The 22,143-nt window shown below is 68.1% G+C and carries 18 protein-coding genes; 9 read left to right on the plus strand and 9 right to left on the minus strand.

Annotated elements, in window-relative coordinates:
• Window positions 1–17: 17 nt before the first annotated feature.
• A complete protein-coding gene (locus AWC02_RS00415; protein ID WP_085126199.1) occupies window positions 18–644 on the minus strand; it encodes a S1 family peptidase in 627 nt (208 codons plus the stop codon).
• Window positions 644–1,465: an arylamine N-acetyltransferase family protein gene (locus tag AWC02_RS00420; RefSeq protein WP_085126201.1), complete on the minus strand. Its 822-nt coding sequence runs from the start codon at window positions 1,463–1,465 to the stop codon at window positions 644–646. The genes AWC02_RS00415 and AWC02_RS00420 overlap by 1 nt, the downstream gene beginning before the upstream one ends.
• Before the next feature lie 189 nt (window positions 1,466–1,654).
• Between AWC02_RS00420 and AWC02_RS00425 the strand changes: the two genes are divergently transcribed.
• Window positions 1,655–2,395, plus strand: coding sequence for a 1-acyl-sn-glycerol-3-phosphate acyltransferase (locus tag AWC02_RS00425; protein ID WP_237160261.1), 741 nt, complete (start codon window positions 1,655–1,657; stop codon window positions 2,393–2,395).
• A 5-nt stretch (window positions 2,396–2,400) separates the two neighbouring features.
• Window positions 2,401–4,035: an acyl-CoA ligase FadD12 gene (fadD12, locus tag AWC02_RS00430; protein ID WP_109560792.1), complete on the plus strand. Its 1,635-nt coding sequence runs from the start codon at window positions 2,401–2,403 to the stop codon at window positions 4,033–4,035.
• 2 nt (window positions 4,036–4,037) lie between these two features.
• Here fadD12 and AWC02_RS00435 read toward each other — a convergent pair whose 3' ends face one another.
• Window positions 4,038–5,456 (minus strand): WS/DGAT/MGAT family O-acyltransferase, encoded by a 1,419-nt coding sequence (locus AWC02_RS00435; RefSeq protein WP_085126206.1) that lies wholly within the window; start codon window positions 5,454–5,456, stop codon window positions 4,038–4,040.
• Window positions 5,457–5,500: 44 nt separating this feature from the next.
• Window positions 5,501–6,733 (minus strand): alpha/beta hydrolase, encoded by a 1,233-nt coding sequence (locus AWC02_RS00440; RefSeq protein ID WP_085126208.1) that lies wholly within the window; start codon window positions 6,731–6,733, stop codon window positions 5,501–5,503.
• 88 nt (window positions 6,734–6,821) lie between these two features.
• Between AWC02_RS00440 and AWC02_RS00445 the strand changes: the two genes are divergently transcribed.
• The 3 genes from AWC02_RS00445 to AWC02_RS00455 are packed head-to-tail and all read left to right on the plus strand — an operon-like array spanning window position 6,822 to window position 9,951.
• Entirely contained in the window at window positions 6,822–7,715 is an 894-nt protein-coding gene (locus tag AWC02_RS00445) for an alpha/beta hydrolase (RefSeq protein ID WP_085126210.1), read from the plus strand.
• 3 nt (window positions 7,716–7,718) lie between these two features.
• Complete coding sequence (locus tag AWC02_RS00450; protein ID WP_237160258.1) at window positions 7,719–8,786, plus strand: acyl-CoA dehydrogenase family protein; 1,068 nt, start codon at window positions 7,719–7,721, stop codon at window positions 8,784–8,786.
• Between the two features lies 1 nt (window position 8,787).
• On the plus strand, window positions 8,788–9,951 hold the full coding sequence (locus AWC02_RS00455; protein WP_085126212.1) for an acyl-CoA dehydrogenase family protein: 1,164 nt from the start codon (window positions 8,788–8,790) through the stop codon (window positions 9,949–9,951).
• A 6-nt stretch (window positions 9,952–9,957) separates the two neighbouring features.
• Here the strand turns inward: AWC02_RS00455 and AWC02_RS00460 are convergent, their stop codons facing one another.
• Window positions 9,958–10,917, minus strand: a complete 960-nt coding sequence (locus tag AWC02_RS00460) for a MaoC family dehydratase (protein ID WP_085126214.1) — start codon at window positions 10,915–10,917, stop codon at window positions 9,958–9,960.
• A 27-nt stretch (window positions 10,918–10,944) separates the two neighbouring features.
• Between AWC02_RS00460 and AWC02_RS00465 the strand changes: the two genes are divergently transcribed.
• Window positions 10,945–12,090 (plus strand): acyl-CoA dehydrogenase family protein, encoded by a 1,146-nt coding sequence (locus AWC02_RS00465; protein ID WP_109560793.1) that lies wholly within the window; start codon window positions 10,945–10,947, stop codon window positions 12,088–12,090.
• A gap of 21 nt (window positions 12,091–12,111) precedes the next feature.
• Here the strand turns inward: AWC02_RS00465 and fadD4 are convergent, their stop codons facing one another.
• The 4 genes from fadD4 to AWC02_RS00485 all read right to left on the minus strand — a co-directional run bounded on the left by fadD4 (window position 12,112) and on the right by AWC02_RS00485 (window position 18,119).
• Window positions 12,112–13,629 (minus strand): fatty-acid--CoA ligase FadD4, encoded by a 1,518-nt coding sequence (fadD4, locus tag AWC02_RS00470; RefSeq protein WP_085126216.1) that lies wholly within the window; start codon window positions 13,627–13,629, stop codon window positions 12,112–12,114.
• A gap of 125 nt (window positions 13,630–13,754) precedes the next feature.
• Window positions 13,755–15,578, minus strand: a complete 1,824-nt coding sequence (locus tag AWC02_RS00475) for a phosphoenolpyruvate carboxykinase (GTP) (RefSeq protein WP_085126218.1) — start codon at window positions 15,576–15,578, stop codon at window positions 13,755–13,757.
• A 160-nt stretch (window positions 15,579–15,738) separates the two neighbouring features.
• Window positions 15,739–17,190, minus strand: coding sequence for a hypothetical protein (locus AWC02_RS00480; protein ID WP_085126220.1), 1,452 nt, complete (start codon window positions 17,188–17,190; stop codon window positions 15,739–15,741).
• Window positions 17,187–18,119, minus strand: a complete 933-nt coding sequence (locus AWC02_RS00485; RefSeq protein WP_237160259.1) for a hypothetical protein — start codon at window positions 18,117–18,119, stop codon at window positions 17,187–17,189. Before AWC02_RS00485 ends, AWC02_RS00480 begins: the two co-directional genes overlap by 4 nt.
• 144 nt (window positions 18,120–18,263) lie before the next feature.
• Between AWC02_RS00485 and trmB the strand changes: the two genes are divergently transcribed.
• The 3 genes from trmB to mmpL3 all read left to right on the plus strand — a co-directional run.
• Entirely contained in the window at window positions 18,264–19,019 is a 756-nt protein-coding gene (gene trmB / locus AWC02_RS00490) for a tRNA (guanosine(46)-N7)-methyltransferase TrmB (RefSeq protein WP_085126248.1), read from the plus strand.
• A complete protein-coding gene (locus tag AWC02_RS00495; protein WP_085126222.1) occupies window positions 19,016–19,699 on the plus strand; it encodes an NYN domain-containing protein in 684 nt (227 codons plus the stop codon). Before trmB ends, AWC02_RS00495 begins: the two co-directional genes overlap by 4 nt.
• Before the next feature lie 75 nt (window positions 19,700–19,774).
• On the plus strand, window positions 19,775–22,143 hold a 2,369-nt coding region (gene mmpL3, locus AWC02_RS00500; RefSeq protein WP_085126250.1), incomplete at its 3' end, for a trehalose monomycolate exporter MmpL3.

Genomic DNA, 22,143 nt, shown 5'->3' on the forward strand with positions numbered 1-22,143 from the left:
GCGGAATTGGGCACCTTCTAACGCACTACGTGTAATCCCCACTGGCGAAGGAATGGGTCCAGTAGGACGAAGTCGGTGGAATAGTCGTCGTCCACCGGTCCGCCCATCAGCAGACCCACCGCGCTGACGGTGCCGTCCGGGTTGACCACATAGCCGGGACTGCCACTGTCGCCGATGGTGCTGTATATATCCGTCTCCACAAGGTTGCCGATGATGGCGCTGACAGGACCGCAGGTTTCACCGGTCTGGGCACCGATCTTGCAGATCGTCATCCCTACGTGAATCTGGTCGGCGGTCAGCACGTTGGCCACCGGGTAACGGCCGGCGATTTTGGGGTTGGGTCGACCGGCTGCCGGGTCGAGCCGGATGATGGCGGCGTCGCGGTCCTCGCCGTTGTTTTCGCTCGCGGTGATACGTCCCAGCGGCGTCTCGAAGGCGTCGGTCCATTGCGAGCCGTCGTGCGAGTCGCAGTGGCCGCTGGTCAGCAGGTAATAGTCACCCTCGTCGTTTTGGGTGACGAAACCCGCTGTACAGCTGCTGTTTTCGTCCAGCAGTTCGATGCCCGGCATCGGGGCGGCCGAGGCCACACCGGCCAACGCCAATCCCGCCGCCACCACCACGCCCGCCGCTACGAACCTCGCCATCAGGTGTCCAGCACCGCGGCCACGGTGGCTTCGATGTCGCCCAGTCCGGTCAGGTCGATCCCGAAGCGTTCGGTCAGCGCGGCACACACCTGTGCGGCGTCGCCGAACCTGACCCGCTCGGTACTGCCGCCGGCGTGGATGGCCAGGTTGCGCCCCCGCAGGTTCCAGCGCGCCTCGTCGGTCACCAGCGCCGCGCTGAGACCGACCACGAAGTTCGACTCGGGGTAAGTGGACACGTACCAGCTGCCCACCTGCATGTCGATCAGTGGCCGTGGCTGCATCGCCAGGACATACAGGGGCCGCCAGCGCTGCCCGATCATGGTCTCCACCACGTAGTCGGCGCCGTGCTCGCGCATCCGGAACGGCTCGTGGGAGGTCTGCTGGACGGCATCGGGGACCAGGGGGATCGGCGCCGTCGGGGTCTGCCCGCCGAAGCCGACGTCGACCAGATACCGCTGATCCGAGCCGGGGATGGTCACCGCCAAAGCTTGGTGGGTCTGGGGGCGCGGCGGCCCGTCCATCCCCTCCGGGCTCATCCACACCACCCGTCCGGCCAGCCGCTCGACTCCGAAGCCGAGCGCGCACAGCACGTCGCGCATCAGATTGTTGTGCTCGTAGCAGTAGCCGCCGCGGCGTCGCGCCACCAGCTTGGCGCTCAGTGCCGCCGAGCTGAGGTCGATCACCGGCACACCCATCACGGGGTCCAGGTTCTCGAACGGGATGCGGCGGACGTGCGCGGACACCAGGGCGGTGAGCGTCTCATGCGTCGGCTCGGTGCCACCGCGGTAGTCGATGCGGTCGAAGTACGCCTGCAGGTCGATGCGGAGCTCCCCTCAGGTACCCAGAACAGTTTGCTGATGGTATCCACCACCGGGCCTGAGCCGGTAATATAGGCAAAACTAGAACACGTTCCAATTGAGGGGGCCGCGGTGGACACGCCGGACAACGACTGGTCGGACGACGTTCCACGGCCCATCACGAAGTGGGATCCCGGTCTGACCGAACGGGTGATGGGCCTGTTGCGACCGTTCATCAAGGGCTACCACCGTGCCGAGGTACGGGGCTTTGAGTCATTCCCGAACGGGGGCGCCCTGGTGGTGTCGAACCACTCCGGCGGCCTGTTCGCGATGGATGTCCCGGTGTTCGCCACTGGTTTCTACGACACGTTCGGCTACGAACGTCCCGTCTACACCCTGAGCCATGACCTGATCTTCACCGGTTTCACCGCCGACTTCTTCCGCAGAACCGGATTCATCCCGGCCAACCACTCCAACGCCGACGAGGCCCTGCGCTCCGGGGGCGTGGTGGTGGTATTCCCGGGCGGCGACTACGACGTGTACCGACCGACGTTGGAAGAGAACAGAATCGACTTCGGCGGCCGCAAGGGCTATATCCGCGCCGCGCTCAACGCAGGTGTGCCGATCGTGCCCACGGTCGGGATCGGCGGCCAGGAAAGCCAGTTCTACCTGACCCGCGGCACCGGGCTGGCCAAGGCCCTGCGGCTCGACAAACTGATGCGGGTCAAGATTCTGCCGATCTCATTCGGTTTCCCGTTCGGGATTTCCGCGGTGTTGCCCGTCAACCTGCCGCTGCCCACCAAGATCGTCATGCAGGTATGCGAGCCGATCGATATCGTCGCGGAGTTCGGCGAGGACCCCGACATCGACGTCGTCGACGCGCATGTGCGCGCAGTCATGCAGAAGGCGCTGGACAAGCTCGCCAGCGAACGCCGCCTGCCGGTCCTGGGCTGAGCGGGATGGGCCTGTTCGACTCGCTCAATCGGGTCGGCTCGATGCTGGTGACCTTCAGCCGGGCCGGGTTGTTGGCGCCCATGCGCCCGGACAAATATCTCCGAATAGCCGCCGCAGCGGCGGCTGAAGGCGGTACCACCACTACCGGGATCGCCATGGCGGCCCAGCGGTGTGGCGATCGCACGGCGATCATCGACGAGCGCGGTACGTGTACCTACGCCGAGCTCGACCGGCGCTGTAACGCGCTGGCCGCCGGTCTGCAACGGCTGCCCGGACGGACACCTCGGGCGATCGCCCTGATGTGCCGTAACCACCGCGGCTTCATCGAGGCGCTGGCGGCCGCCAACCGGATCGGCGCCGACGTGCTGTTGCTCAACACCAACTTCGCCGGGCCGGCGCTGGCTGAAGTCGTCGCCCGTGAAGGCGTCGACCTGATCTTCTACGACGAAGAGTTCACCGCCGCAGTGGATCTGGCGGTGCCGGCCGACTCGGGGTGCACGCGGGTGGTGAGCTGGACCGACAGTGAGGTCCCCGGCCTGACGGCAGACGAGTTGATCCACGCCAACGCCGGACGCCGACCGGCCAAAGCAGCTCGGAGCGGCAAGCTGGTCATGCTCACCTCCGGAACCACCGGCACCCCCAAGGGGGCACGCCGCTCCGGACGCGGCGGGGGCGGCCTTGCCGACCTTCAGGCAATTTTCGACCGGATCCCTTGGCACACCGAGGAAACCGTGGTCATCGCCGCGCCGATGTTCCACGCCTGGGGGTTCTCCCAGCTGGCGCTGGCGCTGACCATGGCCTGCACCATCGCCACCCGGCGCAAGTTCGACCCTGAAGCTACCCTGGCCTTGATCGAATCGAACAACGCCGCCGGGCTGTGCGTCGTACCGGTTATGTTCGACCGGATCATGGCGCTGCCGGACGAAGTCCGGGACCAATACCCTTGCACATCACTACGGTTCGCGACAGCGTCCGGTTCGCGGATGCATCCCGACGTGGTGACGGCGTTCATGGACTCCTTCGGCGATGTGGTCTACAACAACTACAACGCGACCGAAGCCGGCATGATCGCGCTGGCGACGCCGCAAGACCTGCGCTACTCCCCCGAGACCGCCGGCCGCCCGGCCCCGGGCAGCGAGATCCGGATCCTGGATGCTGATCTCGCCGAGGTTCCCGCCGGCGTGACCGGGCAGATCTTCGTCCGCAACTCCTCGCAGTTCGACGGCTACACCGGGGGCGACTCGAAGCTGTTCCACGACGGCTTCATGGCGTCCGGCGACTTGGGCTACTTCGACGACACCGGAAGGCTTTTCGTGGTCGGCCGGGATGACGAGATGATCGTCTCCGGGGGCGAGAACGTCTACCCGATCGAGGCGGAGAAGGCGCTGATCACCCACGCCGCAGTGGCCGAGGCCGCCGTCATCGGTGTCGACGACGCCGATTACGGACAGCGCCTGGTGGCCTTCGTGGTATTGACACCCGGCGCCTGCGCCTCGCCCGATGCACTCAAGCAGCACGTCCGGGAGAATCTTGCCGGCTACAAGGTGCCGCGTGACATCACCATCATGGCTGCGCTGCCGCGCAACAACACCGGCAAGGTACTCCGTCGCGAACTGCAGGCGCTGGCAGCGTCCGACTGAGTCTAGGCGGGCGCCATCGCGGTCTCGACAACCGTCAGCGTCTCTGAAAGACCTGCGGCGCGACGGATCTCAAGGAAAGACTCCACCATCGCGCTAGTCACCTCGTGCGGGTCTTCTACGGTGGCGCCGTCGGTCAGCACAGAGATGTTGAGCTGGTCGACATAGCTCCACACGGTGATGTTCAGGCCACTGCCGGCGGTCAGTGGCCCCACCGAGTAGATCTCGGTGACCAGTGCACCGCCGACCCTGCCGCGCTGCCTTGGGCCGGGAACATTGGAGATGTTGAGGTTGAGAACCTTGTTCTGCCCGTCCTTGCCCGACAGCCACCGGAACAGTGACTCCGCCGGTGCGGGCGGGAAATACGCCGACCACCGACTGATCAGTTCCGGCCCCACCAGGTGGTGGGCCTCCTTGGCCAGATCGGCCGCCTCCCGAGCCTGGGCGACCCGTTCCCGCACATCGGCCACATCGACCGGCAGTGCCACCAACACTCCGGAGAACCGATTACCGGAGATCCGGTCCGCGGAGAAGTCGAAGCTCATCGGCACCGACGCCAACAGTGGGTGATCCGCCTTCCCGTCGTAGCGCAGCAGCAGCGTGCGCAACGCCCCGGCCGAGATGGCCAGCACCAGGTCGTTGATGGTGACGCCCAACTGCTTGCTGGTCGCCTTGATATCGGCCAGCGCCAACGTTGCGGTGGCGAACCGGCGATCGGGCGTGAGCACGTGGTTGATGAAGCTCGGCGGTGGGGTGAACGGCCGGGTCAGATCAGCGGAGAGTTTGCGCGTGCTGCGCCGAACCCGTCCGATGCCGGCCGCGGTGTAGCCGATGGTCGCCGGGATCTTGCCCATCTGCCGGAAATGGTCGCGGAACGCCGACCGCACCAACTGCCCGCCGGTGGGCGCGGGATCGGTTTCGTAAGAGTCACGCTCGTTCTGCGAACCGACCACCAGATCCATGCCGCGGGCCATCAGATTCGCCGACGCGATCCCGTCGGCCAGTGCGTGGTGGATCTTGCCGACCACCGCGATCCGGTTGTTTGCCAGGCCATCGATGAAGTACATCTCCCACAGTGGGCGGCTGCGATCCAGCGGTGTGCTGCCGATCTCGCCGATGGCCTCGTCGAGTTCGCGGCGGCCACCCGGAGCGGGCAGTGACCATGGCCGGATGTGATACGCCAAGTCGACTTCGCAGTTCTCCCGCCACATCGGGTGGTGGAACTTGCCGGGGATGTCCACCAGTTGGTATCGGAACGGATCCAGCTTGTAGAGCCGGCCATGAATCACCCGCCGGAAGGCCTCGACGTCGAACCTGCGGCGATCGGCGTCCAGCTCGATCACCGCGATCTTGAGAGTGTGCATGTGCACGTTCGCCGTCTCGCTGTACAGCAGGATCGCATCCCACCCGGTGAGCCGCTTCACCCCACACCCCTCGCCATGCACGGACAATACCGTGGCGGGCGGGTTCAGATGATCTGTTTTCTCCCGACCGTGGTGCGGTCGCGGTGAATCTGGTTGAGGAACAAACCGATTGCCGTGCTCATCGCACCGGTGCGGGCCCCGTCGGTCATGTCGAAACCGTGCCCGGCGCCCGGCAGTTCCAGGTACCCGACCTTGGAACGCGACACCGCCCGCAGTCGGTCGGCGAAGCTACGGGCTTGCTGCACCGGGATGACCGTGTCGGCGCTGCCATGGACGACCAGGAACGGCGGCGCATCCGGATGCACCCGCGCGATCGGGGATGCCTGCCGGTAGATATCGCGATGGCGTCGCATCGATCGACCGACCACCACCCGCTCCAAGAAGTCGACGAATGCGACGCGTCCGGGGGTGGAGCGATCCTCCCAGTCGTAGCGGCCGTAGATGCCCACCACGGCGTCCACGGAGGTGTCCCCGCCCGCCGGCAATTGGTCGGCGAATTCGGAGTCGCTGACCGCACTTCCGGTCAGCCCGGCCAGGGCAGCCAGATGTCCGCCGGCCGAGGCGCCCGCAACGGCCACGAAATTGCGGTCACCGCCGAATTTGTCGACGTTGGCGTGCGCCCACGCGATCGCGGTCTTGACGTCGACGATGTGACTCGGCCACCGGTTGTGCGGCGCGACCCGGTAGTCGATCGACAGGCACACCCAGCCCTGTTCGGCCAAGTGGGACAGCAGTGCATAACCCTGCAAGATTCGGCTGCCGTGCACCCAGGCACCGCCGGGAACGTAGATCAGGACCGGCGCCGGACCGTCCGGCAGTTCGCGCGGCCGCCACACATCGAGCACCTGCTCGGGGTCGCTGCCGTACTGCACACCGGAGCGATAGATGTGCCGACGGTGCTGCAACGCCTTCACCACCGGCGGAGCCTGCTCCGGTTCGGGCCAGTCGATGTCGAGATCGGCCGCCGACACCACACCCCGCAGCGCGGCGTCGCTGACCACATGGGTCTGCTCGCGCTCCTGCTTGCGGACGGCCGCCGCCCCCGGGGCCAGCCAGGATTTGGCGGCACTGGAGAAGAACTCCGGCATGTGGCGGGTACCCCATACCCCCATTGCGGTCATCCCACCCAGGGGTTCCAGGTGCTTCCCGACCACCGGCAAAGACGCTGAGGCCATGCTGAGCGCTAGCAGGTAGTCGCTCGGTCGAGCTCGCATCAGCCAACGCAGCCGGCCGGCCAGGTCGAGCCCGGTCTCCGGGGTCTGCGATCGTCCCGTCATTGGCGCAGGGTACCGCGTTTGGGGTCGGAGGCGGCCGCAATCGGTGGGTTCGCGACGCCGCCGGTGAGGCGCCGGTAATACTGAGCCGATGGTAAGCAGCGGGTTCCATCCAGATCTGCGCAGAACTGCCCGATTCCTTCCGCGAGGCGGACTCGGGCGTCGAACGCTGCCGGTGCTGAAGGCGCTCACCGGGTTGCAGGGCCGGCACACTCCCCGCGACGTCGAGGTCGTGGGCCTGCCCGCGGGCGCCAGCATCCGGATCTTTCGGCCGCCGAATCGGCCTGCCGATCCCGCACCGGCACTGCTGTGGATCCACGGTGGCGGCTACGTCATCGGCACGGCCGCCCAGGATGACCGGCTCTGCCGCAGGTTCAGCGCCGAACTGGGTGCCACGGTCGCGTCAGTGGATTACCGACTGGCGCCGCAGAACCCCTATCCCGCCGCGTTGGAGGACTGCTGGGCCGCATTGACCCGGCTCGCTGAGCTGCCCGGGGTCGATCCGGCCCGGATCGCTATCGGCGGCGCCAGTGCCGGCGGCGGGCTGGCTGCGGCGCTGGCGCAGCTGGCCGCCGACCGCGGCGACGTCTCCCCCGTGCTGCAGCTGCTGGCGTACCCGATGCTGGACGATCGCAGCGCGGCACTGCCGGCCAATCGGAGTTACCGCCTGTGGAATCCGCGGAGCAACCTGTTGGCCTGGACCGCGTATCTGGGCGACGCGGATCCGCGCGTCGCGGTGCCGGCACGGCGGGCCGACCTGAGCGGCCTGGCACCGGCCTGGATCGGGGTGGGCACCCTGGATCTGTTCTATGACGAGGACCTGGCCTACGCTGGGCGACTGCAGCAAGCCGGGGTGCCCTGCGACGTCGAGACGGTGTCCGGCGCATTCCACGGTTTCGACCTGTTGATGCCCAAGGCGCCGGTCTCGCAGAAGTTCTTTGCCAGCCAATGCGCGAGCTTGCGCGACGCCTACGAGAAAGGCTGAGAAGTGCCTGCACCCACCCGGGACGAACTGCGTGCGCTGCGCACCGCGGTCGCAGAGCTGATGGCCAAACGCTCACCCGACGATGACGTCTGGAGCGAGCTGGCTCAGATGGGCCTGCTCGGTCTGCTGGTGCCCGAGCAGTACGGCGGCGCCGGGGCCGGACTGATCGAGGTGGGCGTGGTTGCCGAGGAGCTCGGCCGCGTCCTTTTCCCTGGCCCGTACCTGTCCACGGCGGTGCTTGGAGTCAACCTGCTGCTGGCGCTCGACGACCGGCAGGAGTGCGAGGCGGTGCTGCCGGAGATCGCCGCCGGCCGCACCCGAGTCGCGGTCGCCTTCACCGAGGGCAACTCCACCCGGCCCCCCGAGAAGCCGGCCACCACGGCCCGCGGCGGGGCGGCGCCGGTGGTTTCCGGCGAGAAACGGTTCTCCCTCGACGCCGACACCGCCCAGCGGCTCTACGTGCTGGCCGACTCCGAGGAAGGCCCCGCGATCTTCGCCGTCGACCCGGCCGGCCCGGGCGTCACGGTGGAACCGCTGACCACGGTCGATCTGTCCCGCCGGCTGTGTCGCGTCCGGTTCGACGAGGCCCCGGCGACGCTGGTGGGCCCGGCTGGTCAGGGAGTCGCCGCTTTGACCGCAGCGCTGGATCGCTCGGCGGTGGCGCTGCTGGGCGAGCAGGCCGGCGCTGCCCGGGCCGCGATGGAGATGGCCCGCGACTACGCCAAGACCCGCTTCCAGTTCGGCCGCGCCATCGGCAGCTTCCAGGCCGTCAAGCACATGTGCGCCGACATGTTGCTCGAGGCTGAATCTGCGGTGTCGGCAGCCCGCCATGTGGCCGCGGCCGGCGCCCAGGAAGCGCCGGGCTGGACCGCTGAGCTCGCACTGGCTCAGGCCTATTGTTCGGATGCCTTCGTCTACGTGGGTGCCACCAACATTCAGGTGCACGGCGGTATCGGATTCACCTGGGAGCACCCCGCGCATCGGTATCTGCGCCGGGCGCGCAGTGATGCACAGCTTTTCGGCAGCCCCTCCTGGCACCGGGAGCGTTACCTGCAAGAGATCGGAGCCTGAGATGACGCGTCCCGACGCTCGAGACGACGATGCCCTGCGCCAGGAAGTCCGGGAGTGGTTGGCGGCCAACTGGTCGCCGGGCACCGACCGTGCCACGTTCGCGGAGGCGATTCTCGCGGCGAGCTGGACCGCCCCGAGCTGGGAGCCCGAGTGGTACGGCCGCGGATTGACCGACCGTCAGTCTCGTTTGGTGGCCGCAGAATTCGCTGCTGCGGGGGCACCGGGCAGCGGGCGTGACCGCACCGACTTGTTCGCCTGCACGGTGCACGACCGCGGCACCGACGAGCAGAAGCGTCGGCTGCTGCCCCCGGCGCTGCGCGGGGAGAGCAAATGGTGCCTGCTCTACAGCGAGCCCGGCGCCGGCTCTGACCTGGCCGGCCTGCGTACCCGCGCCGAGCGCGACGGCGACGACTGGATCGTCAACGGCCAGAAGGTGTGGACGTCCTTTGCCACCACCGCCGACTACGGCATGCTGGTGGCGCGCACCGACCCGGATGTGCCGAAGCACAATGGGCTCACCTTTTTCATGCTGCCGATGCGCCAGCCCGGCGTGGAGGTCCGGCCGATCCACCAGATCACCGGCGAGTCGGAGTTCAACGAGGTCTTCCTGACCGACGCCAGGGTCCCCGACGCCAACCGGATCGGCGAACCGGGCGAGGGGTGGTCGGTGCTGCAGGTGGCGCTGGGCTACGAGCGCCGGCTGATGGGCGACGTCGCGCGTACCGCTCGGAGCAAAGAGAAGTCCAGTGGCTTGGTCGACTTGGCGCGCGATGCCGGTTGCCTTGCGGACTCGCATATTCGTCAGGAGATCGCCCGCATACAGGCGCTGACGACGGTGAACCGGTGGAACAACCAGCGCGCCAAGACCAGCAAGGACTTCGCTGAGTCGGCGACCCTGCTTGCGCTCGGCAAGATCGCGATGTCGCGCATCCTGCACGAGACGGCCCGGGTGCAGACCGAGATCGTCGGTGTCGAGTCGATGCTCAGCGGTCCGGAGAATCCGGTCGGCGACGCGGTGACGTTCCGGGCCCTCAACGCCTACTTCACCTCGATCGGCGGCGGCACCGACCAGATCCAGCGCAACATCATCGGCGAGCGGGTGCTGGGCCTGCCCAAGGAGCCCGACCCCTACCGCGACGCCCCGTTCCGGGACCTGCCGCACTAACCTGGCTCAGAACAGCAACGCGGAAAACCGCCAGTCCAGCACCTGGCGATCCGGTTCACCGGCGGCGTAGACCAGCGACCGCAGCTCGAGGAGATTGTCGCAGGCGGATTCGACGTGCAGTTCGCTGTAGAGGGTGTCGCCTTCGTGCACCGGCGCGGTGTGATCGCACGAGTGCCAGCCCAGCACGGTGACCAGGTTGGGCAGCAGCCGCGACGCCTGCGCCAGCGCCAGTCCGATGGTGTGACCGCCATAGACCAGCCGCTGGCCGGCGACCCGCGAATCATGGTGGGTGGCGGCGATGTTGAGGGTCAGGCGGGCCAGCTCCGGGGCCGATGAGACGACGTCGCCGGTGCTGGTCAGCACCGTACCGGCCAGACCCGGGTCGAAGTGCGGCCCCGGGACCCGCTGGCGATACTCCGCCGCGGACCAGTCCGCGGTCACATCCGGCGGCGCTGCGAGCCCCGCGCCCACGGCGGACAGGTCGTCGCGGTGCCCGGTGTCGGGGGCTTCGGGCGACAGCGGCAGCATCGCGCAGCGGTAGAAGTCGAGAACCAGCCGGTCCACCTGGTCGATGGTGGTGACCCGCAGCGCCACCAGCCCGGTCGCCTCCCGCCCGGGTTTGGCCGAATTCTGCTTCAGGCCAACGACTTCGGTGCGGGTGAACAGTGTATCTCCGATCACCGGATACCGGAAGAAGGCCAGGCCGCGGTAGAAGAGGTTGGCCTTGACCCGCCGGGTGACCAGGGTGGACTGCCCGATCGCGACATCGCAGACCAGCCCGGGGTGGGCCAGCGGGGTCGTCGCCCCGGTCACCGCCCGCGACAACTCGGCGTCCAGCGGCAGCCGCAGCCGGTCGCCGAGAATCGCCTGATGCAGCGCCGCAGCACCGGCCGTCAGCGTCATCGCCGGTGCCGCGTCGAACACCTGGCCGACCTGAAGATCATCGAAGTAGGGGCCGCTGGTCATGGGAAAATCCTGACATACGGTGTAGCGGTGACCCCTGAAGAGTCGATCTTGGTCGAAACCGTCCGGCAGTTCATCGACCGCGAGGTCAAGCCGAGCGTCCGCGACGTGGAGCACGCCAACACCTACCCGCAGGCGTGGATCGAGCAGATGAAGCATCTCGGCATCTACGGTCTCGCGGTTCCCGAGGAGTACGGCGGCACACCGGTGTCGATGCCGTGCTACGTGCTCGTCACGCAGGAGCTGGCGCGCGGCTGGATGAGCCTGGCCGGGGCGATGGGCGGCCACACCGTGGTCGCCAAGCTGCTGACCCTGTTCGGCACCGAGGAGCAGAAGCAGCGCTATCTGCCCGCCATGGCCACCGGGGCACTGCGGGCCACCATGGCCCTGACCGAGCCCGGCGGCGGCAGCGACCTGCAGAACATGACGACTACGGCCCTGCCGGCCGGTGACGATCTGGTGATCAACGGTGCCAAGACCTGGATCTCCAACGCCCGGTACTCCGGATTGATCGCCCTGCTGGCCAAGACCGATCCCAAGGCCGAGCCCAAGCACCGGGGTATCTCCGTGGTGCTGGTGGACAACCCCACCGCCGGGCTGACGATCTCCCGGGATCTGCCGAAGCTGGGCTACAAGGGCGTGGAGAGCTGCGAACTGAGCTTCGACGGCTGCCGGGTGCCGGCGACCGCGGTGCTCGGCGGGACACCCGGCAGCGGCTTCGCCCAGATGATGAAAGGCCTGGAGACCGGTCGCATCCAGGTGGCTTCCCGAGCGCTGGGGGTGGCGACCGCCGCACTCGAAGACGCCCTGGCCTACGCACAGCAGCGGGAGAGCTTCGGCCAGCCGATCTGGAAGCACCAGAGTGTGGGCAACTACCTGGCCGAGATGGCCACCAAGCTGACCGCGGCCCGCCAGCTCACCCGGTATGCCGCCGAACGCTATGACAGTGGTCAGCGCTGCGACATGGAGGCCGGCATGGCCAAGTTGTTCGCCTCGGAGGCGGCCATGGAGATCGCGCTCAACGCGGTGCGCATCCACGGCGGGTACGGATATTCGACCGAATACGACGTGGAACGCTACTTCCGCGATGCGCCGCTGATGATCGTCGGTGAGGGCACCAACGAGATCCAGCGCAACGTGATCGCGGCGCAGCTGGTGGCCCGCGGCGGGATTTAGCCCGTCCGCGGGCCCGGCTCGCTACGCCGAGTACTTGGCCACCAGTTCGTTCTTGTAGAGCTTGCCCGTGTCGGTGCGCGGCAACTGCTCCTCGAACGCGATCGATCGCGGACACTTGTAGTGCGCCAACCGGTCCCGTACCCACGCCAGCAGTTCCGCGGCGAACTCCGGTGTGGCGTCGGCGGGGTCGACGGTCTGTACCGCCGCTTTCACGCTCTGACCCATCTCGTCGTCGGGGATCCCGAATACGGCGGCGTCGAGCACCTTGGGGTGGGTGATCAACAGGTTTTCGGCTTCCTGCGGGTAGATGTTCACGCCGCCGGAGATGATCATGTGGTGGCGACGGTCGGTGAGGTAGAGGTAACCCTCGTCGTCGAGGTAGCCGACGTCGCCGACCGTGGTCCAGCCCTGGGGATGCCGGGACTTGGCGGTCTTGTCCGGATCGTTGAGGTATTCGAAGGCGTTGCCGCCCTCGAAATAGATCTCGCCCGGCTGGCCGGCGGGCAGCTCATTGCCGTCCTCGTCGAGGATGTGCACCGCACCGAACATGGCTTTGCCGACCGATCCGGGGTGCTTCAGCCACTCCTCGGCGCTGATGAGCGTGGAGCCGTGCGCTTCCGACGAGGCGTAGTACTCATCGACGATCGGTCCCCACCAGTCGATCATCTGCTGCTTGATCTCCACCGGGCACGGCGCGGCAGCGTGCATGACCCGCTTGAGGCTGGACACGTCGTATGAAGCACGCACGTCGGCAGGCAGTTTCAGCATCCGGGTGAAGTGTGCGGGCACGAACTGGGCGTGGGTGACCCCGTAGCGCTGGATGGCGTCGAGCGCGGACTCGGCGTCGAATTTCTCCATGACGACGGTGGTCAGGCCGGCCGCCTGCACCTGCATCGACCACACCGAGGGCGCGGTGTGATACAGCGGCGCGGGGCTCAGGTAGACCGAGCCCGGGCCCATCCACACCGAGACCAGCATGGCCATCAGTCCCGGCACCTCGGCCGGGGGCAGGTGCGGCAGCGGACGTTTGATGCCCTTCGGGCGGCCGGTGGTGCCCGAGGAGTACTGCAGCAGATCGCCCTCGATCTCGTCGTCGATGGGGGTGGCCGGTTGGTCGGCAACGCATTGCGGGTAACTCTGCCAGCCGTCCAGGTCGCCATCAGCGATGAGCAGCAGATCGGGCAGGCCGGCCGGCAGGTTCTCGGCGAGGTTCGCGCAGGTCTCGCGCAGCGCGGCCGAGCCGATGATCGCCTTGGCGTTGCTGTTGTCGATGATGTAGGCGGCTTCGGCGGCAGTCAGGTGGGTGTTGATCGGTACGTAGTACAGACCGCTGCGCCGCGCGCCCCACATCGCGGCATGGATGTGCTCGTTGTTCTCCATGAGGATCGCCACGACATCGCCCTCGACCAGACCTGCGGCCCGGAAGAAGTGCGCCAGTCTGTTTGCCCGGGCTTCCAGCTCACCGAAACTGACGACGGTTCCCGAGGGGTGCAGGATGATGGCCGGGTTGTCGGCATCGACATGTTCGCGAATCTGCATGGGCTGACTGTACTGGGACCAAACTTGACGGCTGTCAAGTGGTGCCCTCCTGACGCAGGCGCGCCAAACAGAACCGCACCCGGGGAGTCCCCGAGTGCGGTTGCTGTGCGTAGAGAGAAGGCCTGCTAGCCCAGGCGCTGCTTGAGGGCGTCGAACTCGTCACGCAGGCCGGTCGGCAGCTTGTCGCCGACGAACTCGAACCACTCCTCGATCAGCGGCAGCTCTGCGCGCCACTCGTCGGCGTCGACGATCAGCGCCTGGTCCACGTCGGCGGCCGAGACGTCCAGTCCGTCCAGATCCAGGTCGGCGGCGCTCGGCACGGTACCGATCGGGGTCTCCCGGCCGCCGGCGTTGCCCTCGACCCGCTCGACGATCCACTTGAGCACCCGGCTGTTCTCGCCGAAGCCCGGCCACAGGAATCGACCGTCCTCGCCCCGACGGAACCAGTTGACGAAGAACACCTTCGGCAGCTTCGACACATCGGCGTTCTTGCCGGTGTCGATCCAGTGCTGCATGTAGTCGCCCACGTTGTAGCCGATGAACGGCAGCATGGCCATCGGGTCGCGGCGAACCTTGCCCACCGTGCCCTCGGCGGCAGCGGTCTGCTCGCTGCCCATGGTCGCGCCGATGAAGACGCCGTGCTGCCAGTCCCGGGCCTCGCTCACCAGCGGCACCGTGGTCTTGCGGCGGGCACCGAACAGGATCGCCGAGATCGGCACGCCGGCCGGGTCATCCCACTCCGGCGCCAGGATGGGGCACTGCGACATCGGCGTGCAGTACCGCGAGTTCGGGTGGGCCGCAGGGGTTTCGGTCTTACCCCCGTACCAGTCGTTGCCCTTCCAGTCGATCAGGTGCTCGGGGACGTCCCCGTCGATGCCCTCCCACCAGACGTCGTTGTCGTCGGTGCGGGCGACGTTGGTGTAGACGGTGTTGCCGGCCTCCAGCGTGACCATCGCGTTGGGGTTGGAGCTGCGGCTGGTGCCCGGCGCCACCCCGAAGAAGCCGAACTCGGGGTTGACCGCGTAGAGCCGGCCGTCCTTGCCGAAGCGCATCCAGGCGATGTCGTCGCCGAGGGTCTCGGCGCGCCACCCCGGGATGGTCGGCTGGATCATCGCCAGGTTGGTCTTGCCACACGCCGAGGGGAACGCGGCCGCAATGTAGTAGGCCTTGTTCTCCGGCGAGATCAGCTTGAGGATGAGCATGTGCTCGGCCAGCCAGCCCTCGTCGTGGGCCATCGCCGAGGCGATCCGCAGTGCGTAGCACTTCTTGCCCAGCAGGGCGTTGCCGCCGTATCCCGAGCCGTAGCTCCAGATCTCACGGGTCTCCGGGAAGTGGGTGATGTATTTGTCGGCGTTGCAGGGCCACGGCACGTCCTGCTCTCCGTCGGCCAGCGGCGCACCCACCGAGTGCAGACCCTTGACGTAATCCCCGTCGGTGCCGATCTTCTCCAGCGCCGCGGTGCCCATCCGGGTCATCACCTTCATCGACGCCACCACGTAAGGCGAGTCGGTGATCTCGACGCCCAGCTTGGGGTCTTCGGCACCCAACGGGCCCATGCAGAACGGGATGACGTACATGGTGCGGCCGCGCATGCAGCCCCGGTACAGCTCAGTCATGGTGGCCCGCATCTCGTCGGGGTCCACCCAGTTGTTCGTGGGGCCGGCGTCTTCCTTGGTGCGGCTGCAGATGTAGGTCCGCGACTCGACCCGGGCCACATCGGCCGGGTCGGACAGTGCCAGGTAGGAGTTGGGGCGCTTCTCCTCGTCGAGCTTGACCGCCGCACCGGACTCCACCAGCATGGCCATCAGCCGGTTCCACTCTTCTTCGGAGCCGTCCGACCACTCCACGCGGTCGGGCTGAGTGAGCTCCGCGACCTCCCGCACCCAGGCCAGCAACCCGCTGTGTTTCGTCGGGGCGGCGTCCAGACCGGGAATGGTCGCTGAGGTCATTGAGCTCTCCTGTGTAACCTGTGTCACTTGGTGGCGTTGCCGCAGATGCGCGCCGCTGCTCACCTCTTATACCGTCATTAGATAAGAGATTACCGTGGATAGCTTCGCGGGTCGAAGCGGCCACATCCGGCCGGCGCCGAGCCGGGCCGTCGGCACCGGGTTACGCAGATTCTCCCAGCTCAGCGCCGACTCTTTCCAGGGCCCGCCGCAGCTGCGGCAGCGCACGCTCCGCGACCGCCGCCGCCCGGGCCGCGGCGGCGGCGTGCTCGCGCAGTTCCCGATCCAGCTCGGCTACCCGGCCGGCGACGCGCGCGGCGTCGGCCTCGTTGCGGGCGGCCAGTTCGGCCGAGAGTGCCGCCTCGGCGGACACCAGCCGCAGGGCCACCAGATCCCGTAGCTCGCAGCGCAGCACGCCGGCGGCCTCGCCGACCCAGCGTTCGAGCACCGCCCGGTCGCGCAGGATTCCCCGGATCCGCACCACCCACCCGCCGATCGCCAGTCCGGCAACGGCACAGCCGGCCGCCCCGACCGCCGCCAGACCCGGCGCCAGATCTGCGAGGACCCGGCTCAACGTCAACGCCGTGCCCAGCCCGAAACCGATGCCCAGCACCGTCATCAGCTGAGTCTCCAGCCGTCGGGACTCCAGTGGAGGCGCACCGGGGTCGGCCACACGCATCGGCGGGCGGTCCCCCGCCGACCACGAACCCTCGGCCAGCCCCAGTCCCCCCGCGATGCCGGCCACCTGGTCGCCGATCGCATGGTCGACCTCGGCCGCCACCTCGGCCATCCGGTCGCCGACATAGGTCTGGAACTCGGCCGGCCTGCGTCGAGTCATGCCCGTGACGTCTTCGGTGAGTTCGCCGCGCACCGCAGCGCACCGCCTGTCGGCGAACTGGGACAGCTGCACCCGGGCCTGGGCGAAGCGGCTGCGCAGCGAGATCACCCGCTCCGCCTTCACGATCCGCTGCCGGCGCACCAACTGCTCGCGCCGCTCCCGCACCAGTTGCACCCGAGCGCGCCGCCCTTCGGCGCGTACGTCGCGGTCGGTGCGGTCGGCGTCGGCGCGCAACTGGCACTGCCAGGCACGCAACCGGTTGCGCCGGTGGGCATCGCCGGTGCCGAGCGCGGCGGCCAGTGCCGCGATCACGTCGTCAACCCGCGGGGTGCCGCGCTCGGGTGCGGCGGCCGCTCCCACCCAGACCACATCGCGGTAGCGCGCGGCGTGGCCGGCGAGGACCTCGCGTGCCACCGCCAGCATCTGCGGCCACTGCCGGTGCACGTCGATCTTGGACACGACGCCGATCACCACGTCGGTGTGGGCCGCCGCGGTATCGAGCAACGCACAGTCCGACGGCGTCAACGCGGCGGCCGCCGACACCACGAACACCACCGCCAGGGGCACGTCCCCGGGGGCCAGATCGCCGGCCTCCCGCACCGGCCACTGCGGCAACCGGTCGGCAAGCGCGGCGGTCATCGCGCCGACTCCGGCCAGCCACGGCCCGGTCACCACCACCACGTCGCGGCGACGGACCGCCGGCGGGCGCAGCCCGGGGGCGATTTCGGCGATCAGGGCATCCACCCCGGCGGCCGGGCCCGGGTCCGGGACGCTCACACCGAGCCCCGGGTGGCCGCCCAGGCCCGTAGCGACCCCCGGGCGATATCGGCCGCACACGCCCGCTGGGCGGCACCGACCGGCGCGCTGCGCAGGGCCTGCCAGCGACGGGCCCGCGCCAGCACCGGTTCGTCCGGCGCGGCGACCGCGGCGGCCGCGGCCGCCAGCCGGGCGGCCACCGTCGCATCGCGAACCAGGAAATCGTCGATGCGATCGTCGGCGACGGCCATCGCCGCCAACCGGGTCACCGCCTCCGCCATGCGCCGGTGGTAAACAGCGGCACCCAGCGCCGCCAGCCGGGCCGCAACGCCGTCGAGGTTGCTGAGCCGGCCCAGCAGTGCGCGCGCCTGCGCCGCGGTGCCGCCCTGCCCGGCCAGGCCGAGCAGCGCCGCGACCCCGGACACGTCGATACCGGCGCACAACCGCTCTCGCGTTGCGCGCGGCACCGGATGCGGACAGCTCACGAAGTGCTCGGCCGAGCGCAGATCGGCAGGCCGGGATGCCAGACGGCCCAGCGCCTCCCACAGGGGATCGTCCAGCCCGCCGGGGCGCGCCGCCAGCGCGAAGAGCGCCGAGAGGGGTTCGACCGGGATCGGCATCGCCGCCCCGCCGCGACCCGGCAGGTCAGCCTTGTTCAGTACCACCAGCACCGGCTCGCGCGCGGCGCGCACCGCGGCGATGTCCTCCGGCTTGACCACCTCGGCGACCACATGGACGGTCAGGTCGGCGGCATCGGCTTGCTCGGCGATGTGCAGCCCCGTGGCGGCCAGCGCCGCAGCCGCCGTCCGTCGACCGACGCCTCGCCTACCGTGCACGGCGACCCGCAGCGGCGCGGTGATGCCGGCGGCAAGCATCGCCAGCCGGGGGTCGGAGATTTGGGCGGCCAGACCGGTCAGCTCGGTGGCGAAGTGCTGGTGTCCCGGTGTCACGACCCTGCCTCCCCGCAATCGGCCCGGGGCCATGGTCTCAGCTGCGCGGCCGCGCCGCGAGTCACCGCTGCGCCAGGCAACTGTTGCGTATCAATGTGGACCGCGAAGTGGGTACTCACGGGTCTATGGGCCACCATGGACTGCATGCATTCGCCGCGCGACGTCGCAACGACATCAGACGTCCCTGGCGTCCAAGCCTCCGCTCCACGCCGTTTCCGCAACTTCAGCGTCCGCTATCGGCACTCGGCACTGTCGGCTGGCCAACGCCAGACCTGGGAGCGGCTCTGGCCGGAGCTGGGCGCCGACGTCGTGCCCCCGCAGGGGTCCGAGCGTCCTCAACCGCTGGATCCCCGCCGCTGGTTCGGCCGCGACGCCCCGGTCGTGCTCGAGATCGGCTGCGGAGCCGGCACCTCGACCGTCGCGATGGCACAGGCCGAGCCTGACTTGGACGTGCTGGCCGTGGAGGTCTACGAGCGCGGGCTGGCACAGCTGCTGTGCGCGATCGAACGCGAGCAGCTGGGCAACATCCGCCTGTTGCGCGGCGATGGTCTCGACGTGCTGGAGTACCTGATCGCCCCGGCATCGCTGACCGGGGTGCGCGTGTTCTTCCCGGACCCGTGGCCCAAAGCACGCCACCACAAGCGGCGGCTGCTGCAACCGGCCACCATGGCCCTGATCGCCGATCGGTTGCGGCCCGGCGGGGTGCTGCATGCGGCGACCGATCATGCCGACTACGCCCTGCAGATCGCCGAGGCCGGTGACGGAGAACCGGGCCTGCGCCGGGTGTCCGGGGACGCGGTATTGCCGATCTCGATCGATCGCCCCACCACCAAGTACGAGGCCAAAGGCCGTGCGGCGGGCAGCGCGATCAACGAGTTCGTCTGGGAGCGGATCCCATGACCGCCGCCGAGCTGGCCGCCGAGCCGACCGGAGCCGAACCGGGCAGCGAGGAGATGCCGGCACAGCGGGTGTTGCTGGTGTGGGACGCCCCGAACCTGGACATGGGCCTGGGGGCCATCCTGGGCCGCCGCCCGACCGGGGTGGAGCGGCCCCGCTTCGACGCCCTGGGCCGCTGGTTGCTCCAGCGGACCGCCGAGGTGGCGGCGGCACACCCGCAGATCCGCGTCGAACCTGAGGCCACGGTGTTCACCAACATCGCTCCGGGCAGCGCCGACGTTGTCCGCCCGTGGGTCGAAGCGTTGCGTAATGTGGGTTTCGCAGTCTTTGCCAAGCCGAAGATCGATGAGGACAGCGATGTCGATTCCGACATGCTCGAACACATCGCGCTCCGCAAGGACCAGGGACTGGTGGCCGTGGCCGTGGCATCCGCCGACGGTCAGGCGTTCCGGGAACCGCTGGAAGAACTTAGCGGACTCGGCATAGCCGTCACCGTGCTCGGATTTCGCGAACATGCGAGCTGGGCGCTAGCCTCGGATACCTTGGAGTTCGTCGACCTCGAGGACATCCCTGGTGTGTTTCGGGAGCGGCTGCCGCGGATCAGCTTGGATTCGCTGCCGGAACAGGGGGCGTGGCTCCAGCCGTTCCGGCCGCTGAGTTCACTGCTGAACTCACGAGAGTGACAACTGGAGAACCCGAATGTCAGCGAAGCGCGGGTCCAAAAGATGTCTCCACAGACTTTAGTAAGGAGCGTATAGGTGTTCGCCTGGTGGGGTCGAACTGTATACCGCTACCGGTTCATCGTAATCGGCGTGATGGTGGCGCTCTGCCTGGGTGGCGGCGTCTATGGGATGAGTCTGGGCGACCACGTCACCCAGAGCGGCTTCTACGACGACGGCAGCCAGTCGGTGCGGGCATCGATCGTCGGCGACGAGGTCTACGGACGAGACCGCACCAGCCATGTGGTGGCCGTCTTCACCGCTCCCAAGGGCGAGACAGTCGACGATGAGGAATGGTTCGATTCGGTCAAGGGTGGCCTGAACAAGGTCAAGGAAGAGCACCCCGACGAGATTCTGAGCTGGGTCGGCTACTTCACCAATCCCGAAGCGCTGTCTTCGATGGCCGACCCGCAGAAAAAGCATGCTTTCGCGTCGATCCAGCTCAAGGGCGACGACGACGACACGATCCTGAAGAACTACCAGGCGGTCGAACCCGACCTGCAGAAACTCGACGGCGGCAAGGTCGAGCTCGGCGGCCTGCAACCGATCGCCAACGCGTTGACCGGCACCATCGCCAGCGACCAGAAACGGATGGAAGTGCTGGCGCTGCCGCTGGTGGCGGTGGTGTTGTTCTTTGTGTTCGGCGGGGTGATCGCCGCCAGCCTGCCCGTTATCGTCGGTGGCCTCAGCATCGCCGGGGCGACCGGCATCCTGCAGCTCACCACGCACTTCGGGCCGGTGCACTTCTTCGCCCAGCCGGTGGTGTCGCTGATCGGCCTGGGCATCGCGATCGACTACGGACTGTTCGTGGTGAGCCGGTTCCGCGAAGAGATCGCCGAGGGTTATGACACCGAGGCAGCGGTCCGGCGCTCGGTGATGACCGCGGGACGCACGGTGGTGTTCTCGGCGGTGCTGATCATCGTGTCGTGTGCCAGCCTGCTGGTACTTCCGCAGGGCTTCGTGCATTCGCTGACCTATGCGTTCTTCGCCTCGGTGGGGCTGGCCGCGCTGCTGTCGATCACCCTGCTGCCGGCCATCCTGGGCGTGCTGGGCACCAACGTCGACGCGCTCGGCGTCCGCACCCTGTACCGCATCCCGTTCCTGCGGGAATGGGAATTCTCCAACCGCATCATCGCCTGGTTCGCCGAGAAGACCCAGAAGACCAAGACTCGCGAAGAGGTCGAGGCCGGATTCTGGGGCAAGCTGGTCAACTACGTCATGCAGCGGCCGCTGGCATTCGCGATTCCCATCGTGGTGGCGATGATCCTGCTGATCATCCCGCTGGGGAAGCTGTCGTTCGGCGGGATGAGCGAGAAGTACCTGCCGCCGGACAACACCGCGCGGGTGGCCCAGGAGCACTTCGACGAGATCTTCCCCGGCTTCCGCACCGAGAAGCTGACGCTGGTGATCGAGAGCGACGCCGGCAAGCCGGTCACCGACCAGCAGGTTGCCGACATCCGCAACCGGGCGATGTCGATCGGCGGGTTTGTGGTGCCCGACGACGACCCCAGCGAAATGTGGAAGGAACGCCCGTACCTTCCCGGCGCATCCAAGGATCCCTCGGTGCGGGTGATCGAGAACGGCCTGATCAACCGCAACGATGCGGCGCAGAAGATCAAGGCGTTGCGCGCGATGAGCACGCCCAAGGGCCTCACCGTGCTCGTGGGCGGCACCCCGGCACTCGAGCAGGACAGCATCCACGCCATGGTGGACAAGGGACCGCTGATGCTGGTGATCTTGCTGACCACCACCACCCTGCTGATGTTCCTGGCCTTCGGGTCTTTGGTTCTGCCGTTGAAGGCCGCGGTCATGAGCGCGCTGACCATCGGCTCGACCATGGGCATCTTGACCTGGATGTTCGTCGACGGCCATGGCGCGGGCCTGCTGAACTTCACGCCCACACCACTGATGGTGGTGGTGATCGCCCTGGTTGTGGCGGTCGGCTGGGGCCTGGCCACCGACTACGAGGTCTTCCTGGTCTCCCGAATGGTGGAGGCACGCGAATCGGGAATGTCGACCACCGAGGCGATCCGGATCGGTACGGCCACCACCGGCCGGCTGATCACCGCCGCCGCGTTGATCCTGGCGGTCGTCGCCGCGTCGTTCGTGTTCTCCGACTTGGTGATGATGAAGTACCTGGCGTTCGGCCTGATGGCGGCGTTGCTGCTCGACGCCACCGTCATCCGGATGTTCCTGGTGCCCGCGGTGATGAAGCTTCTCGGCGACGACTGCTGGTGGGCGCCACGCTGGATGAAACGCCTCCAGAACCGGATCGGGCTCGGCGAGATCCGGCTGCCCGACGAGCGTCGCCGGGTGGCGCGCCGTCCCGCAACCGCCACCGTCGGGCCGACCCCGGTAGGTGCGGCGGCAGCGCGCCCGACGCATGACCCCACCCACCCGGCGACAGA

It is taken from the genome of Mycolicibacter engbaekii, assembly GCF_002101585.1.
GTDB classification, from domain to species: domain Bacteria; phylum Actinomycetota; class Actinomycetes; order Mycobacteriales; family Mycobacteriaceae; genus Mycobacterium; species Mycobacterium engbaekii.